This is a genomic window from Kitasatospora sp. NPDC002965 (assembly GCF_040611255.1).
GTDB lineage: Bacteria > Actinomycetota > Actinomycetes > Streptomycetales > Streptomycetaceae > Kitasatospora.
In genome coordinates this window covers 13,292-36,663 of the sequence record NZ_JBEXNT010000079.1, presented here as the reverse complement: position 1 = coordinate 36,663, position 23,372 = coordinate 13,292, and the positions used below count along the sequence as shown (strand labels likewise).

The window sequence follows — 23,372 nt, the reverse complement described above, 5'->3', positions numbered from 1 at the left end:
GCGCGGCAGGACCGCGGCGTCACCGCTTCATGTAGACGCTGTCCATGAACTCGATGATCTGCCGGTCGGTCAGGCGCTGTCCGTCGCGGTGGCCCATCGCCAGGTCGGCCTCGCTGATCATGCCGACCAGCCGCTCGCCGTCGATGACCGGGATCCGGCGGATCTGGTGCTGCTCCATCTTCCTCAGCACCGCGTCCATGCTGTCCTCGGCCCTGACGCAGTGCAGGTGCCCGGCGAGTTCCATGGCCGTCATCCCGGCCGGGTCCCGCCCTTCGGCGATACATCGGAGGACGATGTCGCGGTCGGTGATGATGCCCTTCAGCTTCTGGTCGTCACCACAGATCGGGAGGGCGCCGACGTTCATGTCGCGCATCATCATGGCGGCCTCGGCGAGCGTCTGGTCGGCGCGGATGCACTGGGCGCCGGTGTGCATGATGTCTCGGGCAGTCGTCACGGGGACTCCTCCTCAGGATCTCCCCCCGAGCACCGGGCAGTCCGGTGCGTTCACCATAGGCACGACGCCGCGGGCCCGCGAGCCCACCGCCCGCGGGCCCGGTGACCGGCCGGTCACCGCCGGGGCCCGGACGGGCCGATACTGGAAGCGTGACGGAGCAGCCGGCCGGTACGTCCGGTGGAGCGACGACGACCCGCGACGTGGTGGACGAGGCGGTCCGGGCCCGGCCCGCGACGGCCCTGCGCCCGTACGTGGCCTGGTACTCGGGGTACCGCCAGCGCGGACTGGCGCCCGCCCTGCACCGGGGCCTGCCGTCCCCGTACCTGACCTTCATCCTCACGCTGGACGAGCCGCTCACCATGGCGGGCCACCCCGACCCGGCGCAGCCCCCCGGGAGCTTCACCACCCTGGTCGGCGGCCTGCACACCGCCCCGGCCCTGATCACGCACGACGGCCGCCAGTCCGGCATCCAGCTCTCGGTGCACCCGCTGGCGGCGCGCGCCCTGTTCGGTCTGCCCGCCGGGGAGCTCGCCGGGCTGGACGTGCCGGCCGAGGCCGTGCTCGGTCGGACCGTCGAACGGCTCCAGGACGCCGTACGGGCGGCGGCCGGGTGGCCGGAGCGGTTCGCGGCGCTGGACGGCGCGCTGCTCCGGCTCGCGCGCCCGTCCGGCCAGGTGCCGCCGGAGGTCGTCCGGGCCTGGCACGTGCTGCGGCGCAGCGGCGGGGCGCTTCCGGTCGCGGACCTCGCCCGCGAGACCGGCTGGAGCGGGCGGCACCTCCAGGACCGGTTCCGCCGGGAGACCGGGCTGACCCCGAAGGCCGCGGCCCGGGTGATCCGGTTCGACCGGGCCCGCCGGCTGCTGGTCCCGACCGGCCCGGTGCCCCGGCTGGCGGAGCTGGCCGTGCGGTGCGGCTACTTCGACCAGGCGCATCTGGCCCGCGAGTTCCGTGCGCTGGCCGGGTGCGCGCCGAGCGTCTGGCTGGCCGAGGAGGGCTCGGACGAGGTGAAGTTCCGAAACGTCCAAGGCGAGCCGGTCGTGGCGGCGCCAGAGTGGGACGCATGACGGCCGACCGGCCGGGCGTCCGCCCCGTCCCGGCCGCCGCTATCCCGAGGAGGCATCCGCCATGGACACCGAGACCACCGACACCGGGGCCACGAGCACCGGGACCACGAACGCCGGGACCACGAGCACCGCGGCCGCGAGCGGCGGGGCCGCACCGGCCCCCCAGGTCTGGCCGAGCCTGCGGGCCGCCGACGCCCGGGCGCTGATCCGCCACCTGGTGGAGGCGTTCGGATTCGAGGAGGTCGTCGCCTACGGCGAGGGCGACTTCGTGACGCACGCCGAGCTGGCCTGGCCGGAGGGCGGCGGGGTGATGCTGGGCTCCGAGCGGCCGACGCCCGAGGGCTCCGCCCCCTGGCCCGGCGGTCCGGGGTCCTTCACCGCGTACGTGGTCACGGCCGACCCGGACGCCGTGCACGCGCGGGCCGTCGCCGCCGGGGCGCGGATCACCGCGGCGCCCGCCGACACCGACTACGGGTCGCGGGGCTTCGCCGCCGCCGACCCGGAGGGCAACCACTGGCACTTCGGAAACTACCCGGGCGCGCCCCGCCCGTCGGCCGGGTGACCCCGGTGGCCGACCACCCACCGGCCGGCCACGCACCGTTCGACGGCGGCCCGGCCGCCGTCGAACGGCTGCGGGCGATCTGCCGGGCGCTGCCGGAGGTCGACGAGCGGGTCAGCCACGGCGAGCCGACCTGGTTCGCGGGCACCGGCCGGCGGGCGCGGGTGTTCGTGATGCTCGCCGACCACCACCACGACGACCGCCTCGCGTTCTGGTGCCCGGCGGCGGCCGGTGCCCAGGAGTTCCTGACCGCCGAGGACCCCGACCTGTTCTTCCGGCCCCCGTACGTCGGCCACCGGGGCTGGATCGGCGTCCGTCTCGATCTTCCGGCGCTCGACTGGGAGCGGGTCGAGGACCTGGTCGCGGACGCCCACGCACTGGTGTCGGGCCGGGCCGGCCGGCCGAGCTAACGCCTCTTTTAGGTCGGGTGACCTATTTTTCTCTCATGACCACCTCCGACACCACCGAAGCCACCGCGGCCACCGCGGCCACCGGCAGCACCGACCACGCCGGCACCCGCCCCGCAGGCGTCCACGACGCCCTCACCCACGACCCCGACGGCCCCGTCCTGCTGGTCGGCGGCTACGGAACGGTCGGCGGGGAGCTGGCCCGCCTGGTCGCCGCCGACCACCCCGTCCTGCTCACCGGCCGGACGGAACAGCGCGCCGCCGCCCTCGTCCAGCAGCTCGGCGGCGCCCCGCACGCGGCCTTCCGCCGCTGGGACCTCGCCGACCCCGCGCCGTTCACGGCTGCGGTGCGCGCCGTCGTCGGCGTCGTCAACGACCCCGACGACCGGGTCCTGCGGGCCGCCGTCCGGGGCGCGGTCCCGTACGTGGACGTCACCCGCTGGACGGCCCGGCTCCAGCGGGCCGCCACGGTGGCCGCCCTGCTGCGCCCGGCCGCCCCGGTCCTGCTCTCCTCCGCCTGGATGGGCGGGGTCACCAGCCTGGTCACCGCCGCCCTGGCCGAGCGGCTCGGCGGCGCGGAGCACGTCGAGACCGCCGTCCGCTGGGACCTCGCCGACCGCGCGGGCGCCGACTCCGTCGAGTTCATGGACCGCCTCGGTCTGGACTACGAGGTGATCCGTGACGGCCGCCGCCGCCCGGTCACCCCGCTCAGCGACGCCCGGACCGTCCGGATCGGCGCCCACCCCACCCGGGTGGCCTGCATCGACACGCCGGAGCAGTTCACCCTGCCACTCGTCCTGGGCACCGCGACCGCCGTCACCCGGATCGGATTCAGCTCCCTGACCAGCACCCGCGCCCTGCTGGCCGCCAAGCACAGCGGCTTCTTCCGCTGGGGCCGGGGCGACCGGTGGGAGCCCGCCCGCCGGGCCCTCCTCCACTCCCCCGGCGAGGGCGGCACCGCCCTCGTGCGCGTCGACGTCTCCCACGCCGGCCGGACCCTCAGCGCCGTGATCGAGGACCGCGCCGGACAGGCCCACCTCACCGCCGTCGGCGCCCTGCTCGCCCTGCGCCGCGTCCTCGGCACCGACGGCGCCGCGCCGCCCGTCGGTGCGGCCTTCCCCGAGCAGACCCCCCGGCCCGCCCGGGTCCTCCCCGACCTGGCCGACCTCGGCGTCACCGTCGAGGTCCGGTCCGCCCACGACACGAAGGCGGCCGCATGACCTCCGCACCCGGGCCCGGCCCCGACGCCGAAGCCACCCCCGTTCCCGACCCCCTCCCAGACCCGCCTCCCGGAACTGCGGCCGGCGGCCGGGGACGGAAGGGGGCGCAGCGGCGGACGGAACTGCTCGACGCGGCGGAGGAGGTGCTGGTCACCGGGGGCGGGGCGGAACTCTCGATGCGGGCCGTGGCCACGGCCGCGGGGGTCCGGCTCGGGCACCTGCAGTACTACTTCCCCACCCACGCCGACCTGGTGGCAGCCGTACTGGAGCGGGTGCTCGGCCGCTCGGCGGAGCGCCTGGCACCGCTGCTGGCGCCGGGCACGGACGACCGGGCCGGGGAACTCGTGACGGCGTTGCTGGCGGAGCAGGAGGACGCCCGGCTGGTGCGCCTGTTCGCCGAGGTGTGGGCACTCGCGGCGCGGGACACGGCGGTGGCGGGCGCCGTCCGGCGGTTCTACGACGAGTACCGGGAGCAGGTGGCGGCGTTCCTGGCCCGGACCCGGCCGGAGCTGCCGGAACAGGTGCGCCGGGCCCGCGCGGCGGTCTTCGTCATGCTGGTGGAGGGAGCCGCCCTGTTCCGCTCCGGGGTGGCGGGCGACCGGGAGCCCGCCTCCGACGGGGAACTGCTCCGGGCCGCGCTGGCGCTGCTCGGCCCCTGAGTCGGCGGCTCCCCCGGACAGGGTCGCGCCGGGTCGGGAGTGCGGGCAGACTGGCCGCAGGGGGCCCGGCCGGGACGCCGTGCCCGCCCGGGCCTGACGACCGGTGCAGGCTCGGAGGCGGCGATGCCGCAGATGCTGGTGGACGGGCGCACGCTCGCGCTCTCGCACCTGGACAAGGTCTACTTCCCGCGGACCGGCACCCTCAAGGGCGAGGTGCTGCGCTACTACGCGGCCGTCCACACCGCACTGCTGCCGCACCTGCGCGACCGGCCGGTGTCGTTCCTGCGCTGCCCGGACGGCGTGGCGGGCGAGGTGTTCATCGCCAAGAACCCGCCCGCCGGGACGCCCCGCTGGGTGCGCACCGTCGAGGTGCCGAGCAGCGGCGGGGACCTCCGTCAGGTGGTGCTGGACGACGGGGCCGCGCTGCTCTGGGCGGCGAACCTGGGCTGCCTGGAACTGCACGTCCCGCAGTGGCACGCGGCAGAGCCCGGGACGGCCGACCGGTTGGTGCTGGACCTCGACCCGGGCGCCGGAGCCACCGTCCTCACCTGCCGGACGGTGGCCGGGCTGCTGCGCGACCGCCTCGCGGAGGACGGGCTGGAGGCGTGGGTGAAGACCTCCGGCGGCAAGGGACTGCACCTGCTGGTGCCGCTGGAGCCGACGCCCAGTCAGCAGGTCTCCGGGTACGCCAAGGCGCTGGCGGCCGAGCTGGAGGCGGCCCACCCGGACCTGGTCGTGCACACCATGGCGAAGGCCCGGCGCACCAACCGGGTGCTGGTCGACTGGTCGCAGAACGCCGCCCGGAAGACCACCGCCGCTCCGTACACCGTCCGGGCGCAGGACCGGCCGACGGTGTCGACGCCGCTGACCTGGGAGGAGCTGGGACGGGCCCGGTCGGCGGAGGCGCTGGTGTTCACGATCGCCGAGGTGCCGGAGCGGCTGGCCCGGCTCGGGGACCTGTATGCACCGCTCCTCGACCCGGAGCGGGCCCGCCCGCTGCCGCGCGCCACCGCCGCCCCGGGACCGACCGGCCCCGCTTCCGCCACCGCTTCCGCCACCGCACCCGCCGCTTCCGCTTCGGCCCGGACGGTGCGCCGGCCCGCCGTGGCGGACCGCGCCGTCCTGGAACCCCCGGTGGAGGTCATGCGCCCGGCCGCCGTCCCGGCCGTCCCGGCGGCGGACGGGCTGGGCGGTTCGGGCGTGCTGTACGAACTGAAGCTGGACGGCTTCCGATGCGTGGCGTTCGCCCGCGGGGAGCGCGTGCCGTACCTGCAGACGCGTTCGGGCCGGGACCTCGCGGCCGACTTCCCGTCGATCGCCGCCGCCGTCGCCCGGCTGCCCGCCGGACTGGTGCTGGACGGGGAGCTGGTCGCCTGGCGCGGCGGCCGGTTCGCCTTCGAGGAACTGCTGCGGACCCGGCAGGCGCGGGCCTCGGAGGACGTGGCGCTCGGGTTGATCGCCTTCGACCTGCTGGCCCTGCCCGGCCGGGACGTCCGGCGGCTGCCGCTGACCGACCGGCGGCGGCTGCTGCTGGCCGCCCTGGCCGACGTGCCGCCGCCGGTCCAGCCGGTGCTGGCGACCACCGACCGGGCGGAGGCGCTGGCCTGGATGGAACGGCTGGCCGACACGGGGGTGGAGGGGCTGGTCTGCAAGGCGGCCGGTTCGAGCTACCGGGCGCGGGGCGCGGGCCACGTCTGGGTCAAGTACCGGCGCGGCGACACCCTGGACGCGACGGTGCGCGCCGTGACCGGACCACCGGCCCGGCCGCGCGCGCTGGTCCTGGAGCTGGACGACGGACGGGTGCTGTTGTCGTCCCCGCCGCTGTCGCCGCTCCAGTCGCGCCGGGTGGCGGAGGCCGCGGCCGGCCGGCTGGGCCCCGCGGTGCACGATCCCCGGTACGGGGCCGTCCGGCCGCTGGCCACTCCGCTGCGGGCCGAGGTGACGGTCACCGGGCGGACGGCGACCGCGACCTTCGTGCGGTTGCGCGGAGACTGATCCGGGCCCGCCGAACGGCCCGTGACTACTCCGGCGTGCGCGGGGCGGGGCGTTCCGCGGCGGGCAGTTCCGTGACCGGGCCCGCCGTGACCGGGCCCGCCGTGACCGAGCGTTCCGTGACCGGGCGTTCCGCGGCGGGCGGTTCCCCCGTGGCCGGGTGACCGGCGGCGGTGTGGCGCGAGGGTTCGGGCGTGTGGGCGGTGGGCCACGGCGGGGGCGGGCCCTTGCCGGCGGGCGCGTGCGCGAACTCGGTCACCAGCACCTCCTCGAAGGCCGGCAGGTCTGCCGGCTTCCGGCCGGAGACCAGCACGCCGGGGCCGTCGCGGCAGACATGGACCGGTTCGTCGACCCAGTGGGCACCCGCGTTGACCAGGTCGGTGCGGATGCCGGGCCAGGACGTGAGCGTGCGTCCGCGCACCGCGTCCGCCTCGATCAGCGTCCACGCGCCGTGGCAGATCACCGCGACCGGCCGACCCGCGGCGCACAGGTCGCGGACGAATCCGACGGCGTCCCGGTCCAGCCGCAGCCGGTCGGGGCCGGCGACGCCGCCGGGCAGCACCAGCGCGTCGTAGTCCGCCGGGTCCGCCTCGCCGACCACGTCGTCGACGGGGAAGGTGTCCGCCCGCTCCAGCCCCCGGAAGGCCTGGACGCGCCCGGGACGGGTGGAGAGCAGCCGGGGCGTGCCGCCGGCCTCGGCGACCGCCTGCCAGGGAGAGGTCAGTTCCACCTGCTCGGCGCCCTCGGGCGCGACCAGGAACGCGACCGTCCGCCCGGTGAGGACGACGAAGGTCATCCGTCCCACCCCGCTCTCGTCAGCTCCGGTCCCGGAAGGGTCCCGGCGGCCCCGTACGGGCCGTTTCCGTCAGGGACCGGGAGTGCCGGTCCGGTGTTCGTCCTGCACGTAGTGGTCGTCCAGGGCCGCCCGGCCGTGCGCGGTCAGGCCGCCTCCGGTGTGGTCGACCGCGGCGGGCGGCGGGGCGGAGCGGATCCGGGCGCGCGGGCAGTCGAGGTGGACCACCAGCTCCAGGTGGTCGATCCGGGCGACGAGCCCGACCGGGACCAGCACGGGGGCGCCCGGCACCCACGGCCGGGTGTCCACCAGCAGATGGTCCCCGGCATCCTGCTCGACCCGGCCGAGCGGACCGTCGGTCGCCTCGACCTCGTAGCCGACCAGCGTCAGGTCGGTGCTGTGGTGGGAGCCCGGACGGTACTCCCACAGGTCGGTCGTCATCACGCCTCCGGGTCGTCCCAGGGCCGCCGTTCGCGGTGCTGCCGGTGCTCGCGATCCTGGCGGCGGTCACCGTGCGGGCGCCGGTCACGGCGGTCGCGGCGTTCTCGGCGGCGGCGGGAGCCGCCGCGGTCGTCGGGTCCACCGGCCCCCTTGGCGAAGTCCGGGCCGCCGGCGGGATACCGCCCACCGGGATCCCGTCCGCCCAGGTCCGGACCGCGCAGGTCCGGCCGGCGGGCCGAGTCGCCCAGGTCGTCCACACCGCCCTGCTGGTGCCGGTGCTGGTGGTGCAGCAGCGCCGCGATGCCGGCCGCGAGGGCGACACTGCCCGCCCACAGCACCGCCACCCCGATCAGCACGGCCGCCGTGGGCTTCCGCACCGCGATGCTGAGGCACACCGCGGACATCACCAGCCCCGTCATCGCCACCCCGGTCGGTACCCGGCGGGCGAGGCCGCGTACCGCACGCCGGCCGCGGCTCGGACGTTTGGCGCCCATCGTGCTCAGCCGCCGGTCGAGGCGGCTGTCCTGGCGCAGGTCGTCCTCGATCTCCTCAAGGAGACGTCGCTCCCGTCCGCTCAACGCGGGTCCGTCCATCTCGGTCACCTCCGGGCTTCCGGTGACGGTGTCCACTCCTCCGGGCGAATGCCCGGTCCGGTATGTGCTAACCGCTCCGGCCCCCGGGCGCGACGGCGGCCGGGAGACGGCCGGCGCCGAACGCCCGGGGCCGGGCGAGCAGGCTGTCGTCCAGCACGCGCAACAGGGCGACGGCGTCGCGGTGCACCTCGGCCGCGCCCGCCGCCCGCAGCTCCGGGGCGGTCGCGCCGCCGCCCCGTACGGCGACACAGGGCACTCCGGCCCGGCGCGCCGACCGCACTTCGGGAACGCTTCCGGCGACGAACACCGCGTGGGACGGCGTGCCGCCCACCAGACCGAGCCCGGCTCCGAGCGGATCGGACCCCGGCGCGGTCACCGTGAGTACCGGTGCGCCGACCGGTCCGGGGGCGGTGAGGACCACCGTCCAGCCCCGCGCGGCGCACTCGCGCAACAGTTCGGCGGAGCCGGGCGACGCACCGCGCCAGTCGGTCCCGAAGAGTGCCGCCGAGATGACCGTCATGGCTCACCGATCCCGTTCCGCACCGCGTACCGGCGCGCCCTTCCAGACTAGGCCCGCACCCCCTGCCTCCGCCCGGCGCGACGGCGTCCGCGCAGCTCGGGGCGGGACCGGAGCGGTGGCGCCGCCGGGTGGACCGGGACGGGAGCACGGGGCCGGCCTCCGCCGCGGCGCGCAGCGCGCCCGCCCGCTCACCCGGAGTGATCGCGGCCACGGGACGGGCGGTCCGGCGGGCGAGCGGCCGGGCGGTCCGACGGTCGGGCGGGCGGAGCGCGCGGGTCGGTGGCGAGGCGGCGCGGGCGGTGTTGCCGAGCAGCCCCCGCCGGCCCGGTCGACAGCGGCGAAGGCGGCGGCGTCCCCGCTCCTCCGGCCGACGGCGCGTCGGTGGTGCGGAGCGGGTGCCGGAGGGCGAGGTCCGGGTCGGCCGGGGCCGACGGCGCGACGCGGCGCACGGGCGTGCCACGATCGGGGCATGCGCGACCTCGTCACCGTCCACACCGCCCGGTTGGACCGCGCGGCCCGGGAGGCGGTCCGGGGCCTGCTGTCCGAGGAGTTCGACGACCTCGCCGAGGAGGACTGGGAGCACGGACTCGGCGGCCTGCACGCGCTCGTCCGGGAGGACGGCCTGCTGGTCGGCCACGCGTCCGTGGTCCAGCGCCGGATGCTGCACGGCGGGCGCGCGCTGCGCACCGGCTACGTCGAGAACGTCGTGGTCCGGGCCGACCGGCGCGGGCGCGGCCACGGCGCGGCACTGATGGCGGCGTTGGAGGAGGTGATCCGAGGCGGGTACGAGCTGGGGGCGCTCTGCGCGGCGGACGATGCGGCGCGGTTCTACGCCGCGCGCGGGTGGCTGCCGTGGCGAGGTCCGCTCGCCGTGCTCGCTCCGCAGGGCCCGGTAGCGACCCCGGAGGAGGAGGGCGCGGTGTTCGTGCTGCCGGGGGCGGCCCCGCTGGACCTCGGCGGGCGGTTGGCCTGCGACTGGCGCGACGGCGACGTCTGGTGACGGGCTCCCGTCCGGTGGCCGCCGGGGTCGGACGGGAGCCCGCGGACCCCCCGGCCCCGGCCCGGCCGGAGCCGGGGTGACGGGCTCGGGCCGGGCCGGAGCAGGGGTCAGATGCGGGCCAGGTACCCGTTGTCGACGAGCCAGAGCACGTTCAGCCTGGACGGGCCGTTCGGCACCAGCGCGGCGTCGAGCTGGTACTGGAAGCCGTAGCCGGGCTGGCCGAACCAGGGCGCGATCGGGCCGGCGTGCACCTTGAACGGCTTCAGGACCTTGTAGTCGTGGTAGTTGCAGGGTGCGGCCGGGTTGCTGTCGAGGCTCTGCGGCGGGATGGAGCGGCTGGCGTAGGGCAGGCCCTCGGGGGCGAGGAAGGAGCCGTACTCGCTGCCGTAACGGTCGATGTTCTGGTTCGGGTAGAGGGTGATCTCGAACTCGATGGGGGTGCCGTCGGGCAGGGTGACGTACCCGTTGGCGGGCGGGTAGATCCAGCCCGGGGCGCCGTTGTTGGCGGTGGGGCTGTAGTAGGTGGCGAGGAACTGCTCCTCGGTGAGGTTTCCGGTGCGCTTGTAGCCGATCAGCTCTCGGCCTACCGGGCCCCGGGTCGGGAGGTCGGCGGGACCGAGCCGAGGGTCCCCGTGGTGGTCGGCCTCCGAGCACTCGTTCGAGGGAGTCGTCGCGGCCGCCCGGGCGGCGAGCACGTCGGGGGCCGAATCGGCGGCCGCCGGGATGCTCGGGACTAGCAGGGCCACGACCGCGGCGAGCGGTGCGGCGAACAGGCGAAGGCGAAGGCGCACGATGTCTCCGTCGTGAAAGTCGTCGGGTGGGTCGGGTGGGTCGGTGGTCCGGTGGCCGGTCGGGAACCGGCGGCCGTTCGGCGCCGGCCGGGGCGGCCGGTGACGGACGGTGGCAGGCCGCAGGGCGCGGCCGGCCGGATCCTCCCGGACACCGGGCGATCAGTCACCCTCCGTGTCCGGGCCGCGACCTAGGCAAGCGGATCATCTGACCCCGCGTCAACACGCCAGGCCCGCAGCGCCGTCGATTCCCCCGGATTCGGCCAACCTGCGCACGCCGGCCACCGGGGGCGCGCAGACTGGAGGGTCACGCCCCCTCCCGTCGCGGTCTCCGCCGCGCGGCGGCCGGAGCGGACCGGCGGCGCGAGTCCTCGCCGCGGGACCTGGCGGTCAGCCCCGGCTGCTCGGCGCCAGCCGACCCAGCAGATGGAGCAGCCGGTCCAGCGCGTCGCGGGAGTTGGGCTCGGTCAGGTTGACCATCAGACGGAACGCCACCTTCAGCACGGCCGGGTTGCCGAGTCCGGCGGCCCCGGCCGCGCCGAGCAGCCGGGGGCGGCCCAGGGCCTCGGCGACGAGCCTGCCGAGCGCGAAGTAGCCGTCATAGGCGGCGCGCAGCGCCTGCGGGTAGGCGCGCAGGGCGAGTTCGCGCCCCCGGTCGGTGCGCCGCGCCAGCGCCTGGACGACCGTCTCGGCGGCGAAGCGGCCGGACTCCATCGCGTAGGCGATCCCCTCGCCGGTGGCCGGGCTCACCGTTCCGCCCGCGTCGCCGACCAGCAGGAGTCCGTCGGCGTAGTGGGGCTGGCGGTTGAGCCCCATCGGGAGGGCGGAACCGCGGACGGGCTCGGTGACCCCCTCGGGGGTGTAGCCGTACTCGGGCGGCAGGTCGGCGCACCAGCGGCGGAGCAGCTCGCGCCAGTCCACCTCACCGGCCACGGCGCCGGTGTCGAGCACCCCCAGGCCGACGTTGGCGGTCCCGTCGCCCATCCCGAACACCCAGCCGTAGCCGGGCAGCAGGCGCCGTGCCGGGTCGCCGGGGTCGCGCAGGTCGAGCCAGGCCTCCAGGTAGCGGTCCTCGTGGCGCGGGGTGGTGAAGTAGGTCCGGTACGCGACGCCCATCGCACGGTCGGTCCGGCGGTAGCGCTTCATCGCGAGCGAGAGCCGGGTGGAGTTGCCGTCGGCCGCGACCACCAGCGGCGCGCGGTAGACGACCGGGCGGCGTTCCTCGCCCAGCCGGGCGGTGACACCGGTGATCCGGCCGGACCGCTCGTCGATCATCGGGCCCGACACGTTGGCGCGTTCGACCAGCCGGGCACCGGCCGAGGACGCGCGGCGGGCGAGCAGCTCGTCGAAGTCCGCGCGGCGCCGGACCAGCCCGAAGCCGGGGAAGGCGGACAGCTCGGGCCAGTCCAGTTCCAGCCGGCGCCCGCCGGCGACCAGCCGCAGGCCGCGGTTGTGCAACCAGCCGGCCGACTCGGAGACGTCGATGCCCAGATCGACCAACTGCCGTACCGCACGCGGGGTCAGGCCGTCGCCGCAGACCTTCTCGCGGGGGAACGACGACTTCTCCAGCAGCAGCACGTCCAGCCCGGTGCGGGCCAGGTGGTAGGCGGCGGTGGAACCGGCCGGACCCGCGCCGACGACGATCACGTCGGCGCTGTCGACGTCCGGACCGTCGGGGCCGGCACCCTCCGCTGTGCCCCGGTCCCGGTCGGGACCGGCCGCGTCGGGACCGGCCGTCGCCGGGGCGGTGCCCGGGTGGCCGGTGCCCGGGCGGGCGGGGTCGGTGGACGACTGCTCTGCTGGGCCGGGCATTCGGCGCTCCCACGGGTGTCGGTCGGTCGGTTCGGCGGCGGACTCGGCGGACCTCGGCGGTCTCAGACGATATGGACACTGTCCGCCGCGCCGCGCCCCGACACGCGGACCCGTTCCGACGACCGGTGGGGACCGGCCGTCGGGAGGCCCCCGGGGGCGGGCCCGGAACGCCACCGCGCCCGCCGCCGGGTCCCGCTACCGGACTCCGCTGCCGGGTTGTGCCGTCGGAAGCCGCCTTCGACGACGGCGCCGGAGAACGCCCCCTTCCGGATGTTCCACTCGGTCAGGATCCGGTCGTACCCGCCGTTCCGGATCAGCCGGCCCACCGTCTTCGCCCGGACGTCCCGCAAGGTGGTTCGTCCTGGCCGGTGCCGTGCCGGACGGCCACCGTGCGGCCGCAGAGCTCTCCGGGGCGCAGAGGTCCAGCGGGTTGCCCGCCTCGACCACCATCGAGGTGCCGGGCGCGAAGTGGTGGACGAAGTGGTCGACGAAGTGGTCGACGAAGTCGACGCCCGCGTCGGCCCGGCGGCCGTCCTCGGCGGCCCCGAGCCGGCGCTGCCGGGTGTCGGCGGCCGGCGGACATCGCCAGGTCCGGGTGCCCTGACTGGACGGCCGGAATCAGCCGGTCGAAGGGCAGGTCGGTGAACGCGACCCGCAGGCCGAGGTGGCGCCCGATCGCCCGGGCGAGCTCCGGATCGAGCCCGGCGGGGTCGCCGGGCGGGCCCTTGAGGTCGTCGCCGGGGCACACGACGCGGGCGGGCCGGCGACCGCTCCCGGTCACCGGCCCGCCCGGTCCGTCCTGCTCCCCCGCGGCCGCGGGGCCGTGTCAGGGATTGATCGCCAGCACCACGTAGGCCGCCAGGATCGCCAGGTGCACCCCGCCCTGGAGCGGTGTCGCCCGGCGCGGCATGACCGTCAGGGTGCCGACGATCAGGGTCAGCACGAGCAGCACCAGGTGCGAGGAGTCGAGGCCGAGCACCAGCGGGCCGGTGAGCCAGATCGAGGCGATCGCCACCGCCGGGATGGTCAGGCCGATGCTGGCGAGCGCCGAGCCGAGCGCCAGGTTGAGACTGGTCTGCACCCGGTTGCGGACCGCCGACCGGATCGCCGCGATGGTCTCCGGCAGCAGCACGAGCAGGGCGATCACGACGCCGACCACCGAGGCGGGCAGCCCCGCGGAGTCCACGGCCGACTCGATGGTCGGCGAGACGCCCTTCGCCAGGCCGACCACCGCGATCAGCGCCACCCCCAGCAGCATCAGGCTGGTCACGGTCGCACGGACGGTCGGCGGCGCGGCGTGGTCCTCCTCGTCCAGCACCTTGCCCTCCGGCGTGACCGGCAGGAAGTAGTCCCGGTGCCGGACCGTCAGGGTGGCCACGAACAGCCCGTACAGCAGGAACGACGCCGCCGCGGCGAAGGCCAGCTGGGCGGGCGCGAACTGCGGGCCCGGCGAGCTGGTGGTGAAGGTCGGCAGGACGAGGCTCAGCGCGGCCAGGGTGCCGATGGTGGCGAGCGCCGCGCCCGTCCCCTCGGCGTTGAACACCGCCACCCGGTACTTGAGGGCCGCCACCAGGAGTGACAGACCGAAGATGCCGTTGCAGGTGATCATCACCGCGGCGAACACGGTGTCGCGGGCCAGCGTCGCGGCCTTGTCACCGCCGTCCGCCATCAGCGTCACGATCAGCGCCACCTCGATGACCGTGACCGCCACCGCCAGCACCAGTGAGCCGTACGGCTCCCCCACGCGGTGGGCGACCACCTCGGCGTGGTGCACGGCGGCGAGCACGGCGCCCGCCAGGAAGCAGGACACCAGGGCCACCACCCAGCCGGGCAGATCGCGGTGCCAGGTCAGGACGAGAACGAGGAAAGCCGCCGCTGGGACGGCGGTGGTCCACTGGGTGGCGGCCGATCGGAGCTTGGTGAACATGCGGCCGAGCATCGCATCCCGGAGTGCTCGCGGCCGGGTGACACCGCCGGGGAGGGCGAGGATGTGGCCCACCTCATGTACCGGAACCGCCCTGGTCAGCGTACTCGGCGAGGTAGCCGAGGACCTTGGCGACATGCGGCTTCACCCGCTCGGGGACGCCCCCGGCGTCGGCGACCGTCTTGTCGCTCGTCCGGTAGCCGGCCGCCACCAGGGCGGGCAGACCGGTGGTGAAGCCGCGCTGTTTGAACCGCTGGTCGAGCCAGCAGACGTAGTTGCCCATCGAGGCGATCGCGTCGGCCGGATCGAGGTGGTTCTTCACGCCGTCGTGGTCGCCGTCCTGCGCCCAGGCGTTGAAGACGGCCGGCGTCCACATGGCGACGCCGTACTCCCCCGTCGCGGGGCGGGCGGCGGCCGGGTCGAAGCCGGATTCCGCCTTGAGCATCGCGGCCAGCAGGACCGGGGTGATCTCGGGTTCGGGACAGCGGCGGGCGGCGTCGTCGATCGGGCCGCGCAGTGCGGCGGGCACGTCGGCACCGGGCGGGATCGCGCCGGGCAGCGGGGCCGTGACCGCCGGCCCTGCCGCGGACCCCGGCCGGGGGGCGGCCGGCTCCGGGGCTCCGGAGAGGGCGAGCAGGGCACCGGCCGCCGCGAGCAGCGGGGCCACCGCCGCGCGGCGGCGCCGACGCCCGTTGGCGGCCGTCCCCGGCGGGGCGGGGTCCGGAGAGCCGGGGGCCGGAGAGGCCGGTGGTCCGGCGGCTCCCTGCGGGGCGGCCTCCCGGAGGGCCGTGGCGAGGAGGGCCGCGAGGTCGACCTCCGAGCGCCGGGCCCGGTCGGCCGCCAGGCAGGCGGTGACCAGGGGCCGCCACGGCGCGGGGAGCGCCCCGTCGAGGCGGAGCGGGGCGGCGCCGCGCGCGTAGGCGAGGGCGGCCAGCGAACGGGCCCGCGCGGTCGCGCCGAGGAAGGGGTGCAGACCGGTGAGCACCTGGTGGGCGAGGACGCCGAACGCCCAGAGGTCGGCACTCGGCCGGAGTGCGACCCCGCGGGCTCCGGTCCGCTGCGACCACCACTCCGGCGGGACGTGGTCGGGCGAGCCGAGCGGCGGGGCGTAGGCGTGGGTGCCCTCCAGTTCGGCGGTGAGGCCGAAGTCCGCGAGCTTGGCGGTGCCGTCGGGCATCAGCAGGACGTTGCCCGGCTTGAGGTCTCCGTGGACCCAGCCGACGGCGTGCATGTGGGTGAGGCCGGCCCCGACCTCGGCGAGGATCCGTTCGGCGCCGGGGACGGCCCCGGGCGGGCCCGCCGAGGCGAGGACGTCCTGGAGGCTGCGGTCCGCGCGTTCCATCACCAGGGCCACCGCTCCGTCCAGGCCGGGGTGGGCCCGGTCCCGGACGGTGACGACGGCGAGGGTGCGGATCAGGTGGGGGTGGTCGGCGAGGCGGCTGAACCGCATCTCGCTGCGGGCGACCTGCTCCATGGTGCGGCGCTGGCCGGGGCTGAGCAGCGCGGGACGGAGGAACTTGACGGCGGCGTCCGGAGGTTCGGCCGACCCGGGAGCCGACCCGGGGGCGGTCCCGTCCTTGCGGGCCGCGTAGACGCTGCCCCACGCGCCGGCCCCGATCGGCTCGCCGACCAGGTACCCGGCGACGGGGTAGCCCGGCGGCACCTCGAACACCGGCTCGCCGAGCGCCTGTTCGTCCGTTCCGTCCGTGGCCACCTCGACCGCCGCCCGTCCGACCGCCGCCCGTCCGACCGCAGCTGCGGCACCGGCCGGTGCCGCCCCGGCCGGATCGCCCGGGACCGGCTCGGCCGCGCGGGCCCGGTCGAGCGGTTCCACGGCGGGTCAGCCGGTGCGCCGCGGCGGGAGCAGCGTCAGGTGCTCCTCCCGTACGAGGTCGAACTTGAGGGCCAGTGCCACCAGTTCCTCCCGCTTGCCACCGGCGCCGCCCTCGCCCGGACCGTCCTCCGGCGCTTCGCGGAGCCGGAGCTTGCTCGCCACCAGGTAGTCGATGTGGTAGTTGACGGCCGAGCGGGTGAGCCCCGCACAGGCCGGCAGGGCACGCAGCCGGGCCACCACCTCGGTCGCGCCGGGGACGGCGGCGGCGGACGGCGAGCGCAGCCGCGGTTCGCAGAGGGCGAGCAGGACGAGGAAGTACTTCGAGGTCGGGTCGAGGGCGAACGGGCTGACCGTCCGCTCGCCGCCCGCGCCCGCCGGCGAGCCCGGCACGCCGTCCAGGTAGGCGTGCTGGGGGGCGAAGACCTTGAAGGCGACCGGTTCGCCGAGAGCCGGCAGGAGGATCCGGGAGAACTCGAACGGAACCGGTGCGCCGAGCCGTCCGGGAGCGACCTTGACGTGCTCGCCGGCCCCTTCGAGGTTCTCGACGACATAGGTCGCGGTGGCGCTGAAGTTGGAGAGCCGCCAGTAGTCCTCGGCCGCGGTGATCTCGCCGGCGCGGCGCGAGACGCCCTGATCGGCGATCGGCACGCCGATCGGGCGTCCGGGCTCGCCGCGCCCGAACTCGACGGCTTCGCCGGGGCCGAGGTGCAGCAGCGCGGGGCGCCGGGGCGGGGCGGTGCGCGGTGGCCGGGTCAGCCGGGCGAATCGGCGGTCGGGCGGTACCGGCGGGCGGGGGTCGGGAAGTTGCACGATGACCGTGTCCATGCAGGTCACCTCCGTGGGTCGGCTCGATCGTAGCCGTCCGAACGGCCCCGCGCCGGTCCGCCACCCGTACGAGTGAACGCCGTGTCGGAGGGCGCCAGTTGGGTGGTGCGAGCCAGGGGTGTGCGCCTCCTCCGCAGGAGGGAGGAGGGTCCTCCTCCGATCGGCCGGCGGACCGGGGCCGACCGGCCGGGAGACCAGGCCGATCGGCCCGCCGATCGGGCCGGTCGGCCGAGGGACACGCCGACCGCGGACTGTCAGGGTTTCGCCATGGACACCAACAACTCCCCCTCCCTCCCGCCGGGTTCGCCGTCCGACCCGGGCCGCCGGACCCTGCTCGGCGCGTCGGCGGCCGGGCTGGTGGCAGCCGCCGCCGGCCTCGGGGCCGCCGGGCAGGCCCAGGCCGCACCCGCCGAGCGGCGCAGGCCGCGCCGGTTCGAGGACCGGTCGGTGCTGATCACCGGCGCCACCTCGGGCATCGGCCGGGCCGCCGCCCTCGCGTTCGCGGCGGAGGGCGCCCGGGTCGGCTTCTGCGGCCGGCGCGTCGAGGCGGGCCGCCGCGTCGAGCAGGAGATCCGCCACGCCGGGGGCGAGGCCACCTACTTCCCGGCCGACGTACGCGATCCGGCCCAGGTCGAGCGGTTCACCGACCAGGTGGCCGCGCGGTACGGCGGGCCGGACATCGCGGTCAACAACGCCGGTATCGGCAGCAGCAAGCAGCTCCACGAGCTCACCGTCGCCGAGTGGGACGACGTGCAGGACACCAACGCCCGGGGCGTCTTCCTCGCGGTCAAGTACCAGGTCCCGTACATGCTGCGGGCCGGACACGGGGTGATCGTCTGCACCTCCTCCGCCTCCGCCGAACGGGCCCGGCCGAACGGCGCGGCCTACTCGGCGAGCAAGCGGGCGGTCCAGGGCATCGTGATGTCCGCCGCGCTCGCGTACGGCGCGCAGGGCATCCGGATCAACGCGATCCTCCCGGGCACCACGGACACCGCGTTCGTGCGACCGCCGGGCGTGCCGGACGCGGACTGGGCCCGGTTCAAGCGGGCTTTCGGGCCGCTGAACGTGGAGGGGCTGGAGCGGATGGCCGAACCGGAGGAGATCGCCCGGGCCGTCCTGGCGCTCGCCTCGGACGACTTCTCCTACCAGACGGGCACCTCGGTCCTGGTGGACGGCGGGGCGTCGGCCGGACGCCGGATGGTGCTGCCGCCGACCACCTGAGGGTAGTCGCGACGTCACCGGCGTGATTGCTGAATGTAGTTGAACGGTCACCTTGGGTGTGATGCAGCACACACGGCACATGTCCACGATCTGTGCAAGACTCGTCCCACAGAGTGAGATTCCCTTTCATTCCAAGGAGGTTCATATCATGCGCGCTCGTATCGCAGCTCTGATAGTGGCGGCGGCAGGGATCACTGTGGCGACGATCCTCCCGGCCTCGGCTGCGGCAACGACCGGCGACGCCGCGGGAGCGGCCTGCACGACCCTCGTCAACCACCCGTGCGCATGGCAGGAGAAGGACGGCGGAGGAGTCGTCGGGGTGGCCCAGGTGGTGGCCGACCCGGCGCAGCTGACGTTCGTCCGGGTCGAGGTCCGCACCCAGCACGCCTGGGGCAGCCCGTGGGTGACGGTCGCGTCCGCGGCCAACGTCACCCACGGGTTCGCCAGGGCCGTGACGCCCCGCGTGGTCACCGACGACCTCAAGCTCGTCTGCGCCACCGGCGGCCCCGCGCTGGACGCGGCGCAGTGGGTGACCACCTGTACCGGCCCGTTCTGACGCCCCGTCCGCGCCAGAAGGGTTCATGAGCCGGGGCCCCGCGCCCCTGCCCAGGGCCGGCCGCCGGTCCCGCAACCGGCGGCCGGCCCGTCCCGCGCGCCACCCGGGTCACGAGCCTGCCGACAATGCGCCATCCTCGCTCCGAAAGCCGCCCGCCGCGCACAACCCTCCTCGGAGCATGGGATTTTGCACTACCTTGGTATTGCGTGGAGCGGGGCGGGCCGCCCACCCGACAGGTGTGCGCCCGAGTGGCCGCGCCGGCCGCTGCACCGTGTTCCGCCCCGCCGCCGAAGCACCGACGGGGAGGAAGGGGGAGCGCGTCCATGCCCGACGGAAGCGCCCGATCGACCGGGGCCGCCGATGGCCACCTCACCACCACGACCGCGCCGCGCGGCGACACTCCGGCCGGGGGCGGCACCGGCCCCGGCCTCGCACCGCCGCGCGGGCGACTGGCAGGCCGCCGCGCCACCGTCGACGCCGTCCTGCGCAACTCGCCGCTCCAGCCGCTGTTCCGGCTCGCGGCCACCCGCCGGCTCGCGGTGCTCGCCTACCACGGCGTGGACGACCCGCAGGTCTTCACGCTCCAGATGGAGCGTCTGGTCCGGATCGCCCGTCCCGTCTCGCTGCCCGCCGTCGTGCAGGCCGTCCGGACCGGTCGGCGGCTGCCGGCCCGCAGCGTACTGGTCACCTTCGACGACGGCGACCGCACCGTGCTCTCCGAGGGGCTGCCCGTCCTGACCCGCCTGGGCATCCCCGCGGCGGCGTTCGTGGTGACCGATCTCGTCGACGGCGACCGGCCGTTCTGGTGGACCGAGGCCGCGTTCCTCGCCGCGCACGGCGGCACCGCCCACCGGCTGGCCGACTGCCCGCCGGGCGCGGTGGTCCGCCGGATGAAGACCCTCGCCGACCACGACCGTCGCGCCGCCCTCGCCGAACTCCGCGAGACCGCCACCGAGCCCGCACCCCGCCAGGAACAGCTCACCCGCGAGGACCTCCGGACGCTGCGCCGGCACGGCGTGGAGATCGGCAACCACAGCGCGGGCCACGCGTGTCTGGACCGGTGCGACGACGACACCGTCCGCGACGAGATCGCCCGCGCCCACGACACGCTCACCGGCTGGCTGGACGGCGAGCCGCCGACCGCCTTCGCCTACCCCAACGGCAACGTCGACCCGCGGGCCGACGCGGAACTCCGGCGCCTCGGCTACCACGTCGGCTTCCTCTTCGACCACCGGCAGGACCGGCTGCTCCCGCCGAACCCGCTGCGCATCAGCCGTCTGCGGGTCAACTCCACCACCGGCCGGGACCGCTTCGACACCATCCTCTCCGGCCTCCACCCCACCGTCCACCACCTCCGCGGCGGTGCCTGAGCGGGGCCCGGACCTCACCGGTGGTGGTGGACCCGGACGGCCTGCGCCGAACGCCGCCACCGGGCGACCGGATTCCGGGAGAATGCGGACCGGCCCGCGACCGGCCGCCGATCGGCGGTGCACCGGGGGCGGGAGAGGCGTGGGGGGCTGGAGACGTGGGGACGAGGCACACCGATGCGGCGGGTTCGTTGCCGGCCGTTCCGGAACAGGCCGGGGCGGTGCCGGCCGGGGCGCAGTCGGCCGGAGCGAGGCCGGTCCGGTACCGGACGGCCGCCCTTCCGCCGGAGGTCGTCGACGGATGGCGGGAGTTGGCGGCCGGTGAGCCCGGCGGATCCTGGTTCACCACACCGGAATGGGCACTCGCCTGGTGGGAGACGGTCGGCGCGCGCGAGGGCGCGGGGTCGGAGGCGGGCGAGATCGTGGTCTGGCAGGAGCCGGACGGCCGGGTGTCGGCGGTCGTCCCGCTGCTGCGGACCACCCGGCGGCTCCACCCGCGGGCACCGGTCGCCGTCCCGTGCCTGACGGTCCTCGGTTCCGGCCCGGGCGCCGCGGACCACTGCGGGTTCGCGGTCGCACCGGAGCGCCGGGCCGACGTGGCCGACTGGCTGGCCCGGCGAGGCCGGCGCCGCAGCCTGCTGCTCACCGACCTCGACCCGGACCAGGCGGACCTGCTGCCGCCGGGCGCGGTGGAGATCGGCCGCACCCCCTGCCCGCGCGCCGATCTGACGGCGGGGCCGGACGCGCTGGGCTCACGCCAGTTCCGGGCCGACCTGCGCCGCTACGGCCGGAAGCTGGCCGCCGAGGGGATCACCTTCCGGTGGGTGCCGCCGGCCATCGCGGACGCCGAACTCGCCGAACGGTTCGACCTGTTGAAGGCGGCGGTGCGGCTGCACCGGCTGCGCCGGGCCGCGCTCGGCAGGCCGACCACCTTCGACGCCGCCCGGGCGCCGCTGCACGTCCGGGTGATCGAGCGGGCCGCCGCGACCGGCCGCGGCGAGGGCCCCGCCTTCCTGGTCGCCGAACGGGAGGGCGAGGTGGTGGGCGCGCTCTACGGCTTCCAGTGGAAGCGCACCTTCTCCTACTACCAGATCGGCTGGGACCAGACCTGGGCGCCGCAGCGGCTCGGCACCGCGGTGATCGCCGAGGCGATCCGGGCCGCCGCCGGACAGCGGCTGTCCACCTTCGACTTCCTGCGGGGCACCGAGCCCTACAAGTACCGCTTCGACGCGGTCGACCGGGAGGACGTCTCCTGGCTGGTGCCGCACGGCGCCTCGGGCGCGCTGCTCGGACTCAAGTACCGGGCGAAGGTCGCCCGTTCGACCTGATGCGGCCCCAGCTCTGTGCAGCGGGGTCGGACTACCGCCGGCCCTCCAGCCAGCCGGCGAACGCGTCCAGGGCGGGGCCCGGGTCGCGCCGGCCGAGGCCGATCCGGAACCGGTCGGTGGGCGTCGGGGTCAGGTCGGAGCGGTAGATGGAGGCGGGCAGCAGCAGGACGCCCGCTTCCTCGACCAGCCCGGTGCAGAACGCCTCGACGCCGTCCCGGCCGAGGTAGCGCGGATAGGCGACGCAGCCGCCGTCCGGGGTGCGCCACTCGAAGAGGTCAGCGAAGCGCGCGAAGAACGCGTCGAAGAGCGGGAGGTTGGCGTCGATGACGGCCCGGTTGCGGCTCAGGATCCCCTCGCGGGCGTTGATCGCGATCCGGGCCAGGATCTCGCTGGGGGCGGAGTTGCAGATCGTGGTGTAGTGCTTGGCGCGCTCCAGCCGGGAGCGCAAGTCGCGGTCGCGGCAGGCGATCCAGCCGATCCGCAGGCCGGGCAGGCCGAGCGACTTGGAGGTGACGTTGAGCGAGAGGGCCCGCTCGGAGAGGTCCGCGGCCTGCGGCAGTGTGCGGGCCCGGTCACGCTCCAGGCCCCGGTAGACCTCGTCGCTGAAGAGGTGGATTCCGCGCTCGTCGCAGAGTTCGGACAGCCGGGCGAAGTCGGCGGCGCCGATGACCTTCCCGGTGGGGTTGTTCGGGAAGTTCACCGAGACCACACGGGTGTTGGGGCGCAGCGCGGCGGTGAGCTCGTCGAGGTCGAGCGCCCAGTCCCGGTCGGGGTCGAGGGCGACGCCGGTGACCTCGCAGAGGGAGAGCGGCACGGTCTCGGCGGACTGGTAGTTGGGGGTGAGGACGACGGCGTGGTCGCCGGGGCCGAGCAGCACCTGCATGGCGAGGTTGAGGGCCTCCTGGGCGCCGCCGAAGCAGATGACGTCGTCGGCGTCCACCCGGTCGTACATGCCGGCGATCACGTGCCGGAGCGCCGGGTCGCCGAAGGTCTCGGTGTAGCCGAGGGTGAGGGACTCCCAGGCGTGGCGGTCCTCGGGGCCGGCCAGGGCGAGGAGTTCGGACATCGCCATGGTCTGCGCGTCGGAGGCGGTGAGGTGGTGGCGGGCGGTGAACTCCCAGCGGGAGAAGTAGGTTTCCAGCCGGAAGTCGGGCAGCTCGGTCATCTCTCGGTCCTCGGTGCTCGGTTCTTCGGTGTGCGGTTGCCCGGTGCGCGGTCCGCCGGTCGGGGATCCGGCGCCGGTTCGGGGACGGGCTCGGGGGCGGGGACGGGGACGGGGACGGGGGCGGACCCGTCGCGGAGTTCGGCGAGCAGGGTGTAGACGGTGGACCGCGACACCTTGAGCGCGGTGGCGACGGCCGGCACGGCCCGGCGGACGGCGAGCACCCCGGCCTGGTCGAGTTCGCGGAGCACGGCGAGCCGGTCCTCGCGGCCGAGCCGCTCCGGAGGCCGGCCGTGGGCCCGGACGTAGCCGCCGATGACGTCGTTCATCCGCTCGGTCCAGTCGTGCTCGAAGAGCGGTTCCGGGCGTGGGGCCGTGGGGGCGGCGAAGCCGGCCAGGAGGGCGGCGGCGTGTTCGAGCGGTCCGCGGTCGAGGTTGACGCAGAGGACGGCGGCGGGGCGTCCGTCGTCGTCGCGGAGCACCGCGCTGACCGAGGAGAGCCGGCGGCCGTCGGGCAGCAGTTTCGGGTAGGGGCCGTAGACGTCCGGGGCGGACTGGTCCAGGGAGTCGAGTTCGCCGAGCAGGGACGGGTCACCGGGGGCGCGGCCGCCCATCGGGTTCCAGACGGCGAGCACCTCGTCCCGGACGGCGTCGTGCAGCACCACCTCGGCGTAGGGCCCGAGCAGCAGGGCCACCGCCCGGCAGACGGGCTCCCAGGTGCGGGCGCGCCGGTCGGGGTTCTCTGGGGTCATGTTCGGACTGTACGTCCAGACTGGACGTTTCGTCCAGCAGTGGCGCGGGGCCTGCGCGACGACGGGCCCGCCCCCGGTCGGGGGCGGGCCCGTCGCGGAGA

General features: G+C 75.9%; 23 protein-coding genes and 2 pseudogenes. 12 read left to right on the top strand and 13 right to left on the bottom strand.

The genetic code is table 11. From position 1 onward, the window contains the following. Positions 1-19: 19 nt before the first annotated feature. Positions 20-454 (bottom strand): CBS domain-containing protein, encoded by a 435-nt coding sequence (locus ABZY91_RS26700; protein ID WP_329951074.1) that lies wholly within the window; start codon positions 452-454, stop codon positions 20-22. A 149-nt stretch (positions 455-603) separates the two neighbouring features. Between ABZY91_RS26700 and ABZY91_RS26695 the strand changes: the two genes are divergently transcribed. The 7 genes and pseudogenes from ABZY91_RS26695 (at position 604) to ABZY91_RS26665 (ending at position 6,358) form a co-directional block, all read left to right on the top strand. Next, the gene (locus tag ABZY91_RS26695) at positions 604-1,518 is read left to right on the top strand and encodes a helix-turn-helix domain-containing protein (RefSeq protein ID WP_329881862.1); all 915 of its coding nucleotides are present in this window, start codon (positions 604-606) and stop codon (positions 1,516-1,518) included. Positions 1,519-1,579: 61 nt separating this feature from the next. Next, positions 1,580-2,080 (top strand): VOC family protein, encoded by a 501-nt coding sequence (locus ABZY91_RS26690; RefSeq protein ID WP_355405555.1) that lies wholly within the window; start codon positions 1,580-1,582, stop codon positions 2,078-2,080. A gap of 5 nt (positions 2,081-2,085) precedes the next feature. Next, positions 2,086-2,487: an MmcQ/YjbR family DNA-binding protein gene (locus ABZY91_RS26685; protein WP_355405554.1), complete on the top strand. Its 402-nt coding sequence runs from the start codon at positions 2,086-2,088 to the stop codon at positions 2,485-2,487. Between the two features lie 35 nt (positions 2,488-2,522). After that, complete coding sequence (locus ABZY91_RS26680) at positions 2,523-3,704, top strand: saccharopine dehydrogenase (RefSeq protein ID WP_355405553.1); 1,182 nt, start codon at positions 2,523-2,525, stop codon at positions 3,702-3,704. Beyond that, positions 3,701-4,363 (top strand): TetR/AcrR family transcriptional regulator, encoded by a 663-nt coding sequence (locus ABZY91_RS26675; protein ID WP_355405552.1) that lies wholly within the window; start codon positions 3,701-3,703, stop codon positions 4,361-4,363. Before ABZY91_RS26680 ends, ABZY91_RS26675 begins: the two co-directional genes overlap by 4 nt. Before the next feature lie 123 nt (positions 4,364-4,486). Next, positions 4,487-5,365, top strand: a pseudogene (gene ligD / locus ABZY91_RS26670) (non-homologous end-joining DNA ligase); the annotation flags it as partial. Positions 5,366-5,506: 141 nt separating this feature from the next. Further along, on the top strand, positions 5,507-6,358 hold the full coding sequence (locus ABZY91_RS26665; RefSeq protein ID WP_355405561.1) for a DNA ligase: 852 nt from the start codon (positions 5,507-5,509) through the stop codon (positions 6,356-6,358). A 241-nt stretch (positions 6,359-6,599) separates the two neighbouring features. Here the strand turns inward: ABZY91_RS26665 and ABZY91_RS26660 are convergent. From ABZY91_RS26660 to ABZY91_RS26645, 4 genes and pseudogenes are all read right to left on the bottom strand, one after another. Next, positions 6,600-7,151 (bottom strand): annotated as a pseudogene (locus ABZY91_RS26660) (type 1 glutamine amidotransferase domain-containing protein); the annotation flags it as partial. 69 nt (positions 7,152-7,220) lie between these two features. Next, positions 7,221-7,589: a PRC-barrel domain containing protein gene (locus ABZY91_RS26655; protein WP_329951079.1), complete on the bottom strand. Its 369-nt coding sequence runs from the start codon at positions 7,587-7,589 to the stop codon at positions 7,221-7,223. Beyond that, complete coding sequence (locus ABZY91_RS26650; RefSeq protein ID WP_355405551.1) at positions 7,589-8,182, bottom strand: DUF3040 domain-containing protein; 594 nt, start codon at positions 8,180-8,182, stop codon at positions 7,589-7,591. The genes ABZY91_RS26655 and ABZY91_RS26650 overlap by 1 nt, the downstream gene beginning before the upstream one ends. A gap of 67 nt (positions 8,183-8,249) precedes the next feature. Then, entirely contained in the window at positions 8,250-8,702 is a 453-nt protein-coding gene (locus tag ABZY91_RS26645) for a hypothetical protein (protein WP_355405550.1), read from the bottom strand. A 469-nt stretch (positions 8,703-9,171) separates the two neighbouring features. Between ABZY91_RS26645 and ABZY91_RS26640 the strand changes: the two genes are divergently transcribed. Further along, positions 9,172-9,702, top strand: a complete 531-nt coding sequence (locus tag ABZY91_RS26640; RefSeq protein WP_355405549.1) for a GNAT family N-acetyltransferase — start codon at positions 9,172-9,174, stop codon at positions 9,700-9,702. 107 nt (positions 9,703-9,809) lie between these two features. Here the strand turns inward: ABZY91_RS26640 and ABZY91_RS26635 are convergent, their stop codons facing one another. From ABZY91_RS26635 to ABZY91_RS26610, 6 genes are all read right to left on the bottom strand, one after another. Beyond that, on the bottom strand, positions 9,810-10,493 hold the full coding sequence (locus ABZY91_RS26635; RefSeq protein WP_329951083.1) for a TNT domain-containing protein: 684 nt from the start codon (positions 10,491-10,493) through the stop codon (positions 9,810-9,812). 387 nt (positions 10,494-10,880) lie between these two features. Beyond that, positions 10,881-12,302, bottom strand: coding sequence for a geranylgeranyl reductase family protein (locus tag ABZY91_RS26630; protein WP_355405548.1), 1,422 nt, complete (start codon positions 12,300-12,302; stop codon positions 10,881-10,883). A gap of 313 nt (positions 12,303-12,615) precedes the next feature. Then, positions 12,616-13,050, bottom strand: a complete 435-nt coding sequence (locus ABZY91_RS26625) for a transporter substrate-binding domain-containing protein (RefSeq protein WP_355405560.1) — start codon at positions 13,048-13,050, stop codon at positions 12,616-12,618. A 78-nt stretch (positions 13,051-13,128) separates the two neighbouring features. Then, entirely contained in the window at positions 13,129-14,229 is a 1,101-nt protein-coding gene (locus ABZY91_RS26620; protein ID WP_329881848.1) for an ionic transporter y4hA, read from the bottom strand. Between the two features lie 73 nt (positions 14,230-14,302). Continuing rightward, on the bottom strand, positions 14,303-16,060 hold the full coding sequence (locus ABZY91_RS26615) for a serine/threonine-protein kinase (protein WP_355405547.1): 1,758 nt from the start codon (positions 16,058-16,060) through the stop codon (positions 14,303-14,305). A gap of 6 nt (positions 16,061-16,066) precedes the next feature. Then, on the bottom strand, positions 16,067-16,885 hold the full coding sequence (locus ABZY91_RS26610; RefSeq protein WP_329881846.1) for a serine/threonine protein kinase: 819 nt from the start codon (positions 16,883-16,885) through the stop codon (positions 16,067-16,069). A 267-nt stretch (positions 16,886-17,152) separates the two neighbouring features. Here ABZY91_RS26610 and ABZY91_RS26605 point away from each other — a divergent pair, with 267 nt between their 5' ends. The 4 genes from ABZY91_RS26605 (at position 17,153) to ABZY91_RS26590 (ending at position 21,357) form a co-directional block, all read left to right on the top strand. Further along, positions 17,153-18,106, top strand: a complete 954-nt coding sequence (locus ABZY91_RS26605; RefSeq protein ID WP_355405546.1) for an SDR family NAD(P)-dependent oxidoreductase — start codon at positions 17,153-17,155, stop codon at positions 18,104-18,106. 148 nt (positions 18,107-18,254) lie between these two features. Then, positions 18,255-18,662, top strand: a complete 408-nt coding sequence (locus ABZY91_RS26600) for a hypothetical protein (RefSeq protein ID WP_355405545.1) — start codon at positions 18,255-18,257, stop codon at positions 18,660-18,662. 323 nt (positions 18,663-18,985) lie between these two features. Beyond that, positions 18,986-20,032, top strand: a complete 1,047-nt coding sequence (locus ABZY91_RS26595; RefSeq protein ID WP_355405544.1) for a polysaccharide deacetylase family protein — start codon at positions 18,986-18,988, stop codon at positions 20,030-20,032. Between the two features lie 155 nt (positions 20,033-20,187). Beyond that, a complete protein-coding gene (locus ABZY91_RS26590; protein WP_355405543.1) occupies positions 20,188-21,357 on the top strand; it encodes a GNAT family N-acetyltransferase in 1,170 nt (389 codons plus the stop codon). 31 nt (positions 21,358-21,388) lie between these two features. Here ABZY91_RS26590 and ABZY91_RS26585 read toward each other — a convergent pair whose 3' ends face one another. Together ABZY91_RS26585 and ABZY91_RS26580 are read right to left on the bottom strand one after the other, a co-directional pair. After that, positions 21,389-22,522, bottom strand: coding sequence for an aminotransferase class I/II-fold pyridoxal phosphate-dependent enzyme (locus ABZY91_RS26585; RefSeq protein ID WP_355405542.1), 1,134 nt, complete (start codon positions 22,520-22,522; stop codon positions 21,389-21,391). After that, positions 22,519-23,271, bottom strand: a complete 753-nt coding sequence (locus ABZY91_RS26580) for a PAS domain-containing protein (RefSeq protein ID WP_355405541.1) — start codon at positions 23,269-23,271, stop codon at positions 22,519-22,521. Before ABZY91_RS26580 ends, ABZY91_RS26585 begins: the two co-directional genes overlap by 4 nt. Between the last annotated feature and the right edge of the window lie 101 nt (positions 23,272-23,372).

Coding starts and splice junctions, on each gene's coding strand:
- ABZY91_RS26690 (WP_355405555.1), top strand. CDS start 1,580: ATGGACACCGAGACCACCGACACCGGGGCCACGAGCACCGGGACCACG.
- ABZY91_RS26680 (WP_355405553.1), top strand. CDS start 2,523: ATGACCACCTCCGACACCACCGAAGCCACCGCGGCCACCGCGGCCACC.
- ABZY91_RS26675 (WP_355405552.1), top strand. CDS start 3,701: ATGACCTCCGCACCCGGGCCCGGCCCCGACGCCGAAGCCACCCCCGTT.
- ABZY91_RS26665 (WP_355405561.1), top strand. CDS start 5,507: ATGCGCCCGGCCGCCGTCCCGGCCGTCCCGGCGGCGGACGGGCTGGGC.
- ABZY91_RS26655 (WP_329951079.1), bottom strand. CDS start 7,589: ATGACGACCGACCTGTGGGAGTACCGTCCGGGCTCCCACCACAGCACC.
- ABZY91_RS26650 (WP_355405551.1), bottom strand. CDS start 8,182: ATGGACGGACCCGCGTTGAGCGGACGGGAGCGACGTCTCCTTGAGGAG.
- ABZY91_RS26645 (WP_355405550.1), bottom strand. CDS start 8,702: ATGACGGTCATCTCGGCGGCACTCTTCGGGACCGACTGGCGCGGTGCG.
- ABZY91_RS26640 (WP_355405549.1), top strand. CDS start 9,172: ATGCGCGACCTCGTCACCGTCCACACCGCCCGGTTGGACCGCGCGGCC.
- ABZY91_RS26630 (WP_355405548.1), bottom strand. CDS start 12,302: ATGCCCGGCCCAGCAGAGCAGTCGTCCACCGACCCCGCCCGCCCGGGC.
- ABZY91_RS26620 (WP_329881848.1), bottom strand. CDS start 14,229: ATGTTCACCAAGCTCCGATCGGCCGCCACCCAGTGGACCACCGCCGTC.
- ABZY91_RS26610 (WP_329881846.1), bottom strand. CDS start 16,885: ATGGACACGGTCATCGTGCAACTTCCCGACCCCCGCCCGCCGGTACCG.
- ABZY91_RS26605 (WP_355405546.1), top strand. CDS start 17,153: ATGGACACCAACAACTCCCCCTCCCTCCCGCCGGGTTCGCCGTCCGAC.
- ABZY91_RS26600 (WP_355405545.1), top strand. CDS start 18,255: ATGCGCGCTCGTATCGCAGCTCTGATAGTGGCGGCGGCAGGGATCACT.
- ABZY91_RS26595 (WP_355405544.1), top strand. CDS start 18,986: ATGCCCGACGGAAGCGCCCGATCGACCGGGGCCGCCGATGGCCACCTC.
- ABZY91_RS26585 (WP_355405542.1), bottom strand. CDS start 22,522: ATGACCGAGCTGCCCGACTTCCGGCTGGAAACCTACTTCTCCCGCTGG.
- ABZY91_RS26580 (WP_355405541.1), bottom strand. CDS start 23,271: ATGACCCCAGAGAACCCCGACCGGCGCGCCCGCACCTGGGAGCCCGTC.